This is a genomic window from Mycobacterium sp. PO1, from assembly GCF_017312405.1.
In the GTDB taxonomy this organism is placed as follows: Bacteria; Actinomycetota; Actinomycetes; order Mycobacteriales; family Mycobacteriaceae; genus Mycobacterium.
In genome coordinates this window covers 1-12,477 of sequence record NZ_BLTG01000087.1, presented here as the reverse complement: position 1 = coordinate 12,477, position 12,477 = coordinate 1, and the positions used below count along the sequence as shown (strand labels likewise).

Annotated in this window: 15 protein-coding genes; 5 read left to right on the top strand and 10 right to left on the bottom strand. The window is 68.9% G+C overall.

Features of this window, described 5'->3' with window-relative positions; translation table 11 throughout:
• The first annotated feature begins 6 nt into the window (after positions 1-6).
• On the top strand, positions 7-1,536 hold the full coding sequence (locus J3476_RS23710; protein ID WP_207068776.1) for an aldehyde dehydrogenase family protein: 1,530 nt from the start codon (positions 7-9) through the stop codon (positions 1,534-1,536).
• A 3-nt stretch (positions 1,537-1,539) separates the two neighbouring features.
• Here the strand turns inward: J3476_RS23710 and J3476_RS23705 are convergent, their stop codons facing one another.
• A complete protein-coding gene (locus tag J3476_RS23705; protein WP_207068775.1) occupies positions 1,540-2,436 on the bottom strand; it encodes a TauD/TfdA family dioxygenase in 897 nt (298 codons plus the stop codon).
• A gap of 186 nt (positions 2,437-2,622) precedes the next feature.
• Between J3476_RS23705 and ppk2 the strand changes: the two genes are divergently transcribed.
• Both ppk2 and J3476_RS23695 read left to right on the top strand, forming a co-directional pair.
• Positions 2,623-3,480: a polyphosphate kinase 2 gene (gene ppk2 / locus J3476_RS23700; protein ID WP_207068774.1), complete on the top strand. Its 858-nt coding sequence runs from the start codon at positions 2,623-2,625 to the stop codon at positions 3,478-3,480.
• A 24-nt stretch (positions 3,481-3,504) separates the two neighbouring features.
• A complete protein-coding gene (locus J3476_RS23695; protein WP_207068773.1) occupies positions 3,505-4,347 on the top strand; it encodes a hypothetical protein in 843 nt (280 codons plus the stop codon).
• A 3-nt stretch (positions 4,348-4,350) separates the two neighbouring features.
• Here the strand turns inward: J3476_RS23695 and J3476_RS23690 are convergent, their stop codons facing one another.
• From J3476_RS23690 to J3476_RS23680, 3 genes are read right to left on the bottom strand one after another with little or no spacing between them, the layout of a single operon-like run.
• A complete protein-coding gene (locus tag J3476_RS23690; protein WP_207068772.1) occupies positions 4,351-5,085 on the bottom strand; it encodes an ABC transporter permease in 735 nt (244 codons plus the stop codon).
• Positions 5,082-5,792: a fluoroquinolone transporter permease gene (locus J3476_RS23685; protein WP_207068771.1), complete on the bottom strand. Its 711-nt coding sequence runs from the start codon at positions 5,790-5,792 to the stop codon at positions 5,082-5,084. The genes J3476_RS23690 and J3476_RS23685 overlap by 4 nt, the downstream gene beginning before the upstream one ends.
• Positions 5,789-6,676: an ABC transporter ATP-binding protein gene (locus tag J3476_RS23680; RefSeq protein ID WP_286183616.1), complete on the bottom strand. Its 888-nt coding sequence runs from the start codon at positions 6,674-6,676 to the stop codon at positions 5,789-5,791. Before J3476_RS23680 ends, J3476_RS23685 begins: the two co-directional genes overlap by 4 nt.
• A 133-nt stretch (positions 6,677-6,809) precedes the next feature.
• Between J3476_RS23680 and J3476_RS23675 the strand changes: the two genes are divergently transcribed.
• On the top strand, positions 6,810-7,250 hold the full coding sequence (locus J3476_RS23675; protein WP_207068812.1) for a MarR family transcriptional regulator: 441 nt from the start codon (positions 6,810-6,812) through the stop codon (positions 7,248-7,250).
• Between the two features lie 45 nt (positions 7,251-7,295).
• Positions 7,296-7,946 carry a DedA family protein gene (locus tag J3476_RS23670; protein WP_286183615.1) on the top strand — a complete coding sequence of 217 codons (651 nt, stop codon included), beginning with the start codon at positions 7,296-7,298 and terminating at the stop codon, positions 7,944-7,946.
• Here J3476_RS23670 and J3476_RS23665 read toward each other — a convergent pair.
• From J3476_RS23665 to J3476_RS23640, 6 genes are read right to left on the bottom strand one after another with little or no spacing between them, the layout of a single operon-like run.
• Positions 7,899-8,537 carry a TetR/AcrR family transcriptional regulator gene (locus J3476_RS23665; protein ID WP_207068769.1) on the bottom strand — a complete coding sequence of 213 codons (639 nt, stop codon included), beginning with the start codon at positions 8,535-8,537 and terminating at the stop codon, positions 7,899-7,901. The genes J3476_RS23670 and J3476_RS23665 overlap by 48 nt on opposite strands.
• A complete protein-coding gene (locus J3476_RS23660) occupies positions 8,534-10,045 on the bottom strand; it encodes an FAD-dependent monooxygenase (protein ID WP_207068768.1) in 1,512 nt (503 codons plus the stop codon). Before J3476_RS23660 ends, J3476_RS23665 begins: the two co-directional genes overlap by 4 nt.
• A gap of 39 nt (positions 10,046-10,084) precedes the next feature.
• Positions 10,085-10,993 (bottom strand): crotonase/enoyl-CoA hydratase family protein, encoded by a 909-nt coding sequence (locus J3476_RS23655; protein WP_207068767.1) that lies wholly within the window; start codon positions 10,991-10,993, stop codon positions 10,085-10,087.
• 25 nt (positions 10,994-11,018) lie between these two features.
• Positions 11,019-11,270 carry an anti-sigma factor gene (locus J3476_RS23650; RefSeq protein ID WP_207068766.1) on the bottom strand — a complete coding sequence of 84 codons (252 nt, stop codon included), beginning with the start codon at positions 11,268-11,270 and terminating at the stop codon, positions 11,019-11,021.
• Positions 11,267-11,905: an RNA polymerase sigma factor gene (locus J3476_RS23645; RefSeq protein WP_286183613.1), complete on the bottom strand. Its 639-nt coding sequence runs from the start codon at positions 11,903-11,905 to the stop codon at positions 11,267-11,269. The genes J3476_RS23650 and J3476_RS23645 overlap by 4 nt, the downstream gene beginning before the upstream one ends.
• Positions 11,902-12,339 (bottom strand): YkgB family protein, encoded by a 438-nt coding sequence (locus J3476_RS23640; RefSeq protein ID WP_373889113.1) that lies wholly within the window; start codon positions 12,337-12,339, stop codon positions 11,902-11,904. The genes J3476_RS23645 and J3476_RS23640 overlap by 4 nt, the downstream gene beginning before the upstream one ends.
• Positions 12,340-12,477: the final 138 nt, after the last annotated feature.

The following is a 12,477-nucleotide window of genomic DNA, read 5'->3' as shown; positions in this document are numbered from 1 at the left end:
AGGCCCATGACCGCGACGCCAGACGTGCACACGCCCGACTCCTTCACCGGCACCGGCACCATCAGGAACCCGGCGACGGGCGCCGTCGCCGGCGAGGTGCGCTGGACCGATCCGGCCGACGTCGCCCACATCGCCGCCGGGCTGCGCACCGCGCAGACCGAATGGGCGGCCCGCGGCGCCAAGGGACGGGCGAAGGTGCTGGCGCGCTATGCGGTGTGGCTGGGCGAGCACCGCTCCGAGATCGAGCGACTGCTGATCGCCGAGACCGGCAAGTCCGCCGTCGACGCGTCGCAGGAGGTGCCGCTGATCATCATGATCGCGTCCTACTACATCAAGACGATGGAACAGGCCCTGGCGCCCGAGACGCGTCCGGCTGCGCTGCCCTTCATGGCCATCAAGAAGATCGCGGTGCACTACCGGCCGCGTCCGGTCGTGGGGATCATCGCGCCGTGGAACTACCCGGTGGCCAACGCGTTGATGGACGCCATCGGTGCACTCGCGGCGGGTTGTGCGGTGTTGCTCAAGCCGTCGGAACGCACGCCGCTGACCGCCGAACTGCTGCTGCGCGGCTGGCTCGAGTCGGGCGCCCCCGAGGTGTTGGCGCTGGCGCAGGGCGCCCGCGAGGTGTCCGAAGCGGTGATCGACACCTCCGACTTCATCCAGTTCACCGGCTCCAGCGCGACCGGCGCGAAGGTCATGGAACGTGCGGCGCGCCGGCTCACCCCGGTGAGCCTGGAGCTCGGCGGCAAGGACCCGATGATCGTCCTCGAAGACGCCGACGTGGATCTGGCCGCGCACGCCGCGGTGTGGGGCGCGATGTTCAACGCCGGGCAGACATGTGTCTCGGTGGAGCGGGTCTATGTCGTCGACGCCGTCTATGACCGGTTCGTCGCCGCGGTGGTGCGCGATGTGCAGAATCTGAGCACCGGAGCCGGTGAGGGGCACGCCTTCGGCGCGATGATCGACGAGAGTCAGGTGGCCGTCACCGAGCGTCACGTCCAGGACGCGCTGGCCAAGGGCGCCCGCGCGTTGACCGGCGGCCGCCGTCCGGTCGGCGCGGGTTCGTTCTACCCACCGACCGTGCTCGTCGACGTCGACCACTCGATGATGTGCATGACCGAGGAGACGTTCGGGCCCACGCTGCCGATCATGAAGGTCGCCGACGCCAACGAGGCGGTGCGGCTGGCCAACGACAGCCCCTACGGTCTGTCGGCGTCGGTGTTCTCCGGCGATGTCGAGCGTGCCGAAGCCGTTGCGGTGCAACTCGATTGCGGAGCGGTGAACATCAACGACGTCATCTCCAACCTGATGTGCACCACGGCGCCGATGGGCGGATGGAAGTCCTCCGGCATGGGTGTGCGGTTCGGCGGCGCCGAGGGGATCCGCAAGTTCTGCCGTCAGGAGGCGGTGGTGGCGCCCCGCACCAACGTCGGCGCCGGCGGCAACTACTACAACAACTCGCTGCGCGCACTCAAGCGGATGAACACGATGATGACCAAGATGGCGCTGATCGGGCCGAGGCGCGCGGCGAAGTAGCCGTCACCCGGCGAGCGTGGTGGGCTCCGAGTCGCCGATCGCCCTGCTCGGGGATCCGTGGATGTCGACGGGGACGTCACCGGCGAGGGTGACCCGATGCATCAGCCGCCTCTGCCGGTCGTAGTCGTCGACGGCGCGGTGCTGGGTGGCGCGGTTGTCCCAGATCGCCACGTCGCCGGCCTCCCAGTTCCACCGTATGGTGTTCTCCGGCAACGTGATCCGTCGCTGAACGAGATCGAGCAGGGTTTGCGAGTCCTGCGGGTCGAAACCGATCAGGTGTCGGGTGAAGTCTCCGGCGACCAGGGTGCGCTCGCCGGTCTCGGGGTGAACCCGCACCAGTGGATGTTCGGTACGGAACTCTTTGTGCGCGAAGGCCGCCCGCGCCGCGCGGAACTTCTCGTCGGTGGTGGTGGCTGAGGTCGCGACGTAGTCGAACCGATTGCTGTGCAGGGCCCAGGTGTTCTCGGTCAGCCGTTTGAGCGGGTCCGGCAGATCGCGGTAGGCGGCGGCGGTGGACGCCCACATCGTCGAGCCGCCGTAGGGCGGCAGGGTGACGGCCCGAAGGACCGAGATCGAGGGGTAGTCGGGAACGAAGGTGACGTCGGTGTGCCACCGGTTTGCCGAGGCGTAGTCGGAGTCGATCGGCGTGATGGTCGGGACGTCCGCGGCGAGCGCGGGGAGCAGGGGATGCCCGACCGGCGTGCCGAGGAGTGCGGCGAAGCGTTGCTGGGCAGCGTCGTCGAGGTGGTGTTGGTGGCGGAAGAAGATCACCCCGTGTTCGAGCAGCGCGGTGCGGATCGCCGAGACGACGTCCGGGGAGAGGTCGCCGCTGAGGGAGACGTCGTCGATGCGGGCCCCGATGTTGCTGCCCAGCTTGGTGATCGAGGGGATGGCGGCCATGGGTCGGGGTCCTTTCCCTGTTGTGTAGTCAGTCGACTACACAACGACCGTAGTCGACTGACTGCAGTCGCGCAACGGTGTGGGGAACCGGGCAGACACCGCGTCGGTGAGAGCTCGCGGCAACCGGCCACCTGCCGTTCACCGCGACGTCACCGACTGGTTCGTGAGGCTGGATAGCTTCGGCGCGTGACTCTGGACACCTCTGGTTACACGGTGGTCGACGACGATGATGACGACCCGGTTCTGCTGATCCAGCCCGGCGACCAGGTGGTCGACACGTGGCGGGAGAACTATCCGTACGACGAGCGGATGAAGCGCAGCGATTACGAGGAACAGAAGCGGCTGTTGCAGATCGAGCTGCTCAAGCTGCAGAAGTGGAGCCAGGCCAACGGGCACCGGCACGTCGTCGTGTTCGAGGGCCGCGACGCCGCAGGCAAAGGCGGCACCATCAAGCGCTTCATGGAGCACCTGAACCCGCGCGGCGCGCGCATCGTGGCGCTGGAGAAGCCGACCGAGCAGGAGCGCACGCAGTGGTATTTCCAGCGTTATGTGCGCCACCTGCCGCATGCCGGCGAGATCGTGATGTTCGACCGGTCCTGGTACAACCGCGCCGGCGTGGAACGCGTGATGGGCTACTGCACCCCCAAGCAGCACGCCGAGTTCATCCGCCAGGTCCCCTGGTTCGAGCAGATGCTGGTCAACGACGGCATCTTCCTGACCAAGCTGTGGTTCTCGGTGTCGCCGTCCGAACAGCGCACCCGGTTCACGATCCGCCAGGTCGACCCGGTCCGGCAGTGGAAGCTGTCACCCACCGACCTGGCCTCGCTGGACAAGTGGGACGACTACACCGCGGCCAAGGAGGACATGTTCGCCTGGACCGACACCGAGACGGCGCCGTGGACCGTGGTCAAGAGCAACGACAAGAAGCGTGCCCGCGTCAACGCCATGCGTTTCGTGCTGAGTAAATTCGACTACGACAACAAAGACCATGACGTGGTCGGCCGGCCCGACCCGCTCATCGTGGGACGCGCGCTGGGCGACTGACCGGCGGAGAAGGAGGACGCGTCGGTGCGGTTCGTGACGGCGCTGTTCTTCTGGCTGCTGACCACCGCGGCGTTGGCCGTCGCGGTGCCGGTGGTCTGGGCGCAGATGACGATCGTCAACGAGGACGGCTACGCCGCGTTGTCGGCGTCAGCCGCGAATGACGCGCGCCTGCAGGAGGCGATGGCGGGTGAACTGACCACCCAGCTGGTGTCGCTGGGTGACGACAACGGCTACAGCCTCAACCCCGTCCTGGTGCGTCAGGTCGCCGCGTCCTACACGGGCAACGACGGCTTCGCCGGACAGTTCGCCCAGGCGAACCGCATCGCACATCGGTGGATGTTCACCGGTGCCGTGCCCAGCGGCAACTCGACCGACGAGTGGCTCATCGACGTCGCGCCGATGCTGTCGGATCCGTCGTTCCAGGCCACGCTGGGCTCCCTGGACCTGGAGGTCCCGCCGGCGCTGACGGTGCCGATCACCGTCGACAGCCCGGAGCTGCAGCCGGGCAAGCTGCGCTGGCTGGCGACGTGGGGACCTTGGGCCAGCGCGGCGGTGGTGGCGGTGGTGGCGGTGTGTGCGTTGCTCACCGTCGTCGCGGCCCGCTCCCGGGGCAAGGCGCTGGCCGCGCTGGGAGTGTCGGCGTTGTTGGTGGGCGCGGCAGGCTGGGCCGGCATCGAGGTGGGCCGCGGCTACGTCGAGGACGCGCTGAACCGCACGACCGGTGACATCCACACCGTGGCCGAGGTGATGGTCGCTCACGCCGAGGGCAGCCTGCACCACTGGCTGAACATCACTCTGGTCGCCGGGGTGGTACTGGTCGTCCTCGGCGCGATCGCCGCGGGCCTGGGCGGTCTGCGGCGCGAATGACGATCAGGAGTTGGCGGCGACGAACCGGCGCAGAAGCGGCCACCCCGCCGCGAGGTTGACCGCCACGCCGCCGAGCAGGTACGGCCACCACACACCCCCGGCGCAGGCCACCCAGAACGCCTTGGCCGCCCAGTACGGCGGCAGCACCCCGAACGCCAGATTCCAGGCGGAGTCGACGAACCAGGGCAGGCACGGGATCCCGGCGATGAGCAAACCGAGCAGCCGCAGCATGGCGATGCCCTGCACCTTGTTGCGCGCCACGGCGACGATCAGCAGCATCGTCACCACCGCCGACAGACCGGCCACCATGCCGATCGGGATCAGCGGCCACACCAGCGAGGACGGCACCAGGCCCGTCAACGGGATCGTCACCGCGACATAGACGGTCGTCACGGTCACCACCGTGGCGGCGCGGTAACCGAAGAAGCTGCGCAACGTCACCGGGGTCACCCGCAGCGCTGTCAGCGTGCCGGCGTCGACCTCGTCGAGTACCAGGAACGCCGCCAGCCCGCCGACGACGATGATGCTGGTCAGCAGCAGCAATCCGGTGACTGCCAGCGGGTAGTAGGGCACCAGGTCGAAGTCGTAGCGCTGCGCCAGGGCGGTGTTGAGTCGCGGCACGAGCACCGCGGTGCCGACGGTCCAGATCGCGGGCGCGAACACCAGCATGACCAACAGCGGGTCGCGGTAGGTGCCGCGCAAGTCGTTCCGTGCGAACGCGGTCCAGGCGGCGGTCATGCGGCACCCGACCGGGCGATGACGTAGCGGTCGAACAGGACCCGGGCCACCTGGTACAGGCCGGCCGCGCAGAGCAGCGGGTACCCCAGCGCGTACGCGATCTGCCAGGGCGCCAGGCTGATCTGGTCGAACACCGCGGCGAACAGCAACAGCGGGCCCTGGGTCGGGATCAGGTAGAGCACCGGGTGCGTCCACACCCCGAGCAGGTACACCACCGGCAGCGCCAGGATCAGCAGCGGTACCACCGTCGAGAGGAACCAGTCACTGACCGAGGCGAACGGCAGCGCGGAGATGAACCCGGACAGCAGCATGACCAGCGTGCCGAGGACGACGCCGGCGACCAGTGGTGCAGGGTGGAAGTCGGTGCCGTGCGTCGCGGTCACCACCACCACCGCGACCAGCAACGAAATCACTGTCAATACAACAAGTTTCACCGACAGGTAATCACCGAAGCGCAATGGGCTGCACACCACCGCCCCGAGCGTGCGTTCCTGCTTCTCGAGGAACACCGAGCCGCCGATGAAGAAGAAGCCGATGACGGCGATGTCGCCGATCAGCACATAGGGTTCGACGATGTTGCGCAGGTGGTGCGGCATCGGCAGCAGGACCGCCAGCCACAGCAGGCCGGAGATCACCGCGGCGTGCACGAACCGTTGGCGCACCTGCAAAGTGGCCTCCAGGCGCAGGGCGCTGATCCAGCGCGTCATGCCAGGCTCCGGCCGGTGACGTCGACGAACACCTCGTCGAGGCTGGCCTCGCGACTGTGGATGGTTTCCACGTGGTGGCTGCGCAACACGGAATGGAAGTCGGGGTCGTCGGCCAATCCGTCCATCGGGAACTCCGCGGTCTGCAATGTGCCCTCCGGAGCGCGGTATTCGACGCGGACGAGCCGACGACTGCGGGCGATCTTCAGTTCCGTCGGCGCGTCGAGGGCGACGATGCGGCCGTCGACGACGAACGCCACCCGGTCGCAGAGTTCGTCGGCGGTCGCCATGTCGTGGGTGGTGAGGAATACGGTGCGACCGCGGTCTTTCAGTTCCAGGACCATGTCTTTGACTCGCCGGGCGTTGACCGGGTCCAGGCCCGAGGTCGGCTCGTCGAGGAAGATCAACTCGGGGTCGTTGAGCAGCGCCCTGGCGAACGTCAGCCGCATCTGCATTCCCTTGGAGTACTTGCCCACCCGGGTGTCCGCCGCGTCGGCGAGGCCGACCGCCTCGAGCAGGGTGCGCGGATCCTGCGTCGCTCCGTCGTACAGCGAGGCGAAGAACTGGAGGTTCTCGGCGCCGGTCAGCTTCAGGTAGTGGTTCGGCAGCTCGAACGACACCCCGATGCGTTGGTAGTAGTCGGACCCCCAGTCCAGCGGGTCGCGGCCCCAGACCAGCATTCGGCCGCCGTGGCCGCGCAGCAACCCGATCAGCAGCTTCTGCGTGGTCGACTTGCCCGCACCGCTCGGGCCGAGGAAGCCGAAGATCTCTCCCGGGGCCACGGTGAAATCCATGCCGCGCACGGCGGGTTCGGGCGTCTTGGGATAGGTGTAGGTCAGCTCGCTGACGGCGATGACGGGTTCGTTGTTCATCTCGACTCGTGTCATCCTTCGGTTGGACAGCCGGGCAGGAATTCCGACCAGACTTCCCGGAGCGCCGCGTCAGACTATAGTGAATTTTCAGAAATTATTGAAGTCTTTGAAATCCCCAGGAGGTCTGCTGGTGACGCCCGCGCCGAGACTGCACGAGGCCGCGGAGCGGCTCGCCCTCGTCCTTTCGGGTCAAGGTCTGCAACGCATGACCGCCCGGGTGCTGACCGCGCTGTTGTTCTCCGAGAGGTCCAGTGTGACGATGTCCGAGTTGGCCGACGAGCTCCAGGCCAGCGCAGGCTCGATATCCGGGGCGCTGAAGAATCTGACGTCGGTCGGGCTGGTCGAGCGGGTGCCCGCACCGGCCAGCAGGCGGGACCACTTCCGGCTGCGGCCGGACGCCTGGGCGACGCTCTACACCAGCCAGAACCAGACGATCGCCGCGTTCCTGCAGGCGGCCGACGACGGGATCGCCGCGACCGGTGGCTCCGGCCTGGCCCGGGACCGGCTGGTCGAGATGCGCGACTTCTACGCATTCCTGCTGGCCGAGATTCCGGCGGTGCTGGAACGCTGGCACGCGAGCCGGTCCTGACCGACAGGTACCCTCGGAACGAGTCCCCTCTCGAAAGGTCGCTCATTGTCCTCACCTGGCACCGCCGAACTCGACGGTCTCGCCGGCTGGACGGTTGACCTGATGGAGCGCCTCGGAGGCCCCGGAGCAGGCCTGGCGATCTTCCTGGAGAACGTGTTCCCGCCGCTGCCCAGCGAGGTCATCCTCCCGATGGCGGGGTTCGCCGCGCGGCTCGGCCAGCTGTCCGTCGTCGAAGCCGTGCTGTGGACCACCCTCGGGTCGGTGGTGGGCGCCTGGTTCATCTACTGGCTCGGTGCGCGACTCGGCCATGACCGGATGCGCAGGCTGGTGCTCAAAGTCCCGTTGATCGACGTCGAGGACATCGACAAATCCGCGGCATGGTTCGCGCGCCACGGCACCAAGGGTGTGTTCTTCGGCAGGATGCTGCCGTTCTTCCGCAGTTTCATCTCCGTCCCGGCCGGCACCGAGCGGATGAACTTCGCCGTCTTCACGGTGCTCACCTTTCTGGGCAGCCTGATCTGGAACAGCGTTTTCGTCGGTGCGGGGTATGGGCTGGGCGCCAACTGGCACCGGGTGGAGCCCTACGCCGCAACGTTCCAGTACATCGTGCTCAGTGCGGTCGCGGTCGCGCTCGGTTGGCTGGTCGTCTCACGCATCCGTCGTCGGCTGCGGGCCGAGGCCGGCACGGAGGTCTGAGCGGGGCAGCAGGCCGACCTGTCGGTACACCTCGCGCAGATAGCGGCGCATCTCGCCGGCGTCGGGCGGTGCGGGTTGCAACACCCGGTAGGTGACCGCGCCGACCATCATGTCGATGGCGACCTCGAGGTCCGTGTCCGCGGCGACGGTGCCCAGCTCGCGCGCCCACTCGAGCAGCGCCGCTGCCTGACGTCGACGGGGCGCGATGTAGCGACGCCAGTAGGTGGCCATCAGCTCGGGATGGCTGACCGCCGAGCCGAACACCCGGGCCACCAGGGCGCGGTACTGCGGGCTGGCCGCGGTGGCCGCAGCCCGCTCGATGGCGGCCTCGACCACCTCGTACGGCGACGTGGACGCCGCGGTCGACGCCCAGCCGGACTCGTCGGCGACCAGCGTTTCCATGGCCGCCGAGATCAGGTCCTCCTTGTTCGACCAGCGCCGGTAGACCGTCGGTTTCCCGACGCCGGCCCGGCGGGCGATCTGCTCGATGCTGGCGCCTTCGACGCCGCGCTCGAGGAACAGTTCCAGGCCGGCCTGCAGGATCGCCCGGTCGGCCTCGGCGTCGCGCGGTCGCCCGCGCGGCGCGCTCACGGTGTCGAACCGGAGGTCAACGCGGCGGTGAGCCACCGGTGCACGGCGGATGCGTCGCCGGGACGTCCCCGCCACGCCAGGTGGGCGTCGGGGCGGATCAGCATCGCCGCGTCACCGTCGTAGTCCAGGCGGGCGACGAAGTCGCCGAGGTGCCGGCGGGCGGCCTCGATCACCGGTGGCCGAACTCCGGGCGTCAGCAACGCCCACCGTCCGCCGAGCTCCCGGTGCAACCGGGTGGCGGTGCCGTCGGCTCGGATGCACGCCAGGTCGGCGATCCGGTCTCCTGGCCGCGGCTTGGCTCCGCGGCCGCCCAGCGGGCCCTTGTGGTAGCTGACCCACAGCTGCGATGCGGTGTAGGTGATCCACCGCTGCACCGGCGCGCGCCCGAAGATCTTCGGGGCGACCCGGTCGCGCAGGAAGCGGCCGACGGGGTGGTCCGCCACGTTGACGCGGGTGACTGCGCTGGTGCCGCGCAGCACGTCGGTGGCCAGTGGGCGGCGCTCGGCCTCGTAGGTGTCGACGAACCGATCGGTGGCCAGACCGCGGATGGTCAGGGCGAGCTTGAAGGCCAGGTTCTCGGCGTCGCCGATGCCCGTCAGCATGCCCTGCCCGCCGAACGGGGCGTGCGCGTGGGCGGCGTCGCCGGCGATCAACGCGTGGCCGTGACGGTAGCGGTCGGCGAGACGGCGGTGGACGGTGAACATCGACAACCACTCGGCGTCCCCGACGTGCACGCGCCGCCCGCTGCGTGCGGGGATGAGCTGCCGCAGGCGCGTCAGCATCTGGCCCTGGTCCGGCGGCGCGGTGTTGCCCGGGTCGTAGGCGAACACCCGCCACAGGTCGTCGCGGCCGTCATCGCCGGGCATCGGCATCACACCGAGCAGGCCGTCGGGGTGGATCCACCCGGTGGTGCCGCCGCGGTCCACCTCCCAGTCGAGGTGCAGGTCGGCCAGCAGCCAGCGTTCGGTGAGCTTGACGCCCGGGAACGCGATGCCGGCCAACCGCCGGGTGGTGCTGGAGGTGCCGTCGCAGCCGACGATCCACTGCGCCCGCAGGCGGGTTCCGTCGTCGAGTTCGGCGACGACGAGGTCCTGCGGGGGCCCGTCCTGCTGGGACAGCCCGGCCAGGCCGACACCCCAGTGGGGAACGACGTCGAGTTCGGCCAGCCGGTCGCGCAGCGCGGCCTCGACCTTCGCCTGGGAGACCACCATCGGCGGGGCGGCGGTGTCCATCCGGGGATCGCCGAACTCCAGCGTGACCAGCGGGCGGTCGCCGAGGTAGTTCGTGATCCGCATCGCCCGCAGCGACTCGTCCGGCAGGCTGCCGAGGGCGCCGAGCCGGCCGAGCACCTCCGAGCCGCGGGCGTGCAGGAAGTTCGCCCGCGACGTGGTGGCCGGTCCGGTGGCGCGGTCGACGACCTGTACGGAGATCCCGTGCAGGCGTAACGCACAGGCCAGCGTCAGTCCCGTCGGTCCGGCGCCCACCACCAGGACCTCGGTGTCGGTCACGCCGTCGACAATAACGGAACGGTAGCGTAACGGAAAGAGTCAGGGGTGGATCACGTGGGACGGGTCCGGACGGCGTTGCGGCGGGGCCTGGCTGTAGTCACCCCAGGGCCCGTCGCGCTGTTCCACCGCCGCCCGCACTCCCTCGGCGGCAGCCGTGTCGACGAAACGCAGCGCGTCGGGAGTGTTGCGCATCAGCCCGTCCAGGATGCCGCCGAGCGTCTGCGTCGAGGCCAGCCCCATGTTCTCGTAGGCCTGGTTGACGATCAGCTTCTGCGCCTGCAGCTGGCTCAGCGGAATGGTCGCGAGCCTGGCGGCGATCTCGGCGACCCGCGCCTCCAGACGCTCGAACGGCACCGACTCGTTGATCAGCTCCACCGCCGCGGCCTCCTTGCCGGTCAGCGGCTCCCCGGTCAGCGAATGCCATTTCACCTTCGACAACGACAACCGGTAGAGCCACATGCCGGTCAGGTAGGCGCCCCACATCCGGGCGTAGGGGGTGCCGATCACGGCGTCGTCGCTGGCGATGACCAGGTCGGCGCACAGCGCGTAGTCGCTGGCCCCGCCCACACACCAGCCGTGAACCTGCGCGATCACCGGCTTCGACGCCCGCCAGATCGCCATGAACTTGTTCGTCGGCCCGGTCTCACGGGCGGACACCATGGCGAAGTCCTTACCCGGGTCCCACCGGCCGTCGGTGTTCATCGCCTCGCCCCAGTGCTCGAACCCGCCACCGAAGTCGTAGCCGCCGGAGAACGCCCGCCCCGCTCCGCGCAACACGATCACCTTGATCGCGGGATCGCGTTCGGCCAGCCCGATGGCCGCCTCGATCTCGTCGGGCATCGGCGGGACGATCGTGTTGAGCCGCTCGGGACGGTTGAGCGTGATGGTGGCTACCGGCGGTTCGGTTCGATACAGCAGGGTCTCGAAGGTCGACGAGGTCGGTGACATAGTCAGCCAGTGTGCCCGCTGGGCTCTACCGCCAGCCGCGGAACGCGTCGAGCAGCTTGGCCCGGAAAGCCGGGTCGAGTTCCTCCGACCCGATCCGGTCGACGCGGTTCAAGGTGGCCACCGTCGTCCGGAACTGCTGCAGATAGTTCTCGCAGCCTTCGCAGTCGAGCAGGTGCGTGTCGAAGCGCGCCCTGGTCTCGGCGTCCAGCGATCCGTCGAGGTAGGCGGTGACCAGTTCGACGAGCTCGGAGCAGGCCAGGTCACGGTCGTCGGTCATGACACATCCTCAAGGTAGTTCTCCAGTGCCTGGCGCACCGCGGCGCGGCCCCGGTGCAGGAGCACGCGCTGGTTGGCGACGCTGATGTCGAGCAGCGCGCAGACTTCCGCGGAATCGAGGTCCAGCACGTCACGCAACGTGACCACGACGCGCTGGCGTTCCGGGAGTTTGTCCAGCTCGCGCCGCGCGACGTCCATGAGCTCTCCGCCCAGCACCGCGCCTTCCGGAGACTCCGGAAACGCCACGGGCGCGACGTCGTCCCTCCAGTGGCCCGGCCACTCGTCGTCGCCGCCGCGGAACCGTGCCGGGTCGACGCTGCCGCCGGTGAACGCCACGACCTGCATGTCACGGTCCTTGCGTTCCCGGGCCCCGCGGGTCCGGGCGATGTTGATCAGAACGGTGAAAAGCCATGTGCGGACGCTGGATCGGCCCTCGAAGCCGTCGATGCCCTTGAGCAGCGCGATCCACGCCTCCTGGACGACCTCCTCGGCGATCTCCCGGCTGGCGACGTAACCCCGCGCCACCCGCAGCATCGACGGGGTGTGCCGATCGACCAACGCGGCGAAGACCGCCTCGTCGCGCGCCCGCAGCGCCGCGACCAGCTTCTCCTCGTCGGCCGGCGTAGCGGTCGTCACGGCCCGATGGTAGCCCGCCGCGACTGGAGTGCGCGGTGTGAATCGGCCAGCGTCCACACCGAGATGCCCAGCAGCGCAACATCCTTGATCAAGAACTGACCCGTCGAGGACAACACCGGGAAGCCGCCTGCCGACGCCTCGAACACACCGGGTGTGGTGATCAGGAAGCTCAGCGTGGCGGTGAACAAACCGACCGCGACCACGCTGCCGGCCATCGAGAACGTCGGCCACCACGGCTTGACCGCGATGAGGGCCGCGGTCGCGATCTCGAGTGCTCCGAGCAGCGCGGAGAACGTCGTGACCGAGAAGACGTCGTACACCCAGCTCATGAACGGACTGGACGCCACCAGGGGCTCGATGCCCCGCGCTTCGAACTCGGTGAACTTCAACGCCCCGATCCAGGCGAGGATCAGCACCAGCGAGTAACGCAGCAGAGCGCTGCCGGCGCGGTCCAGCCCGCTCTGGAGTCGGTCGGGATGTGGGGTTCGGACAGTGGTCATCGCAACGCCTCCCGGGGTCGGCGGGCCCACCCGGACGGCGCGGCCCTTCACCGTGGGCAGTGTGGGCGGGCG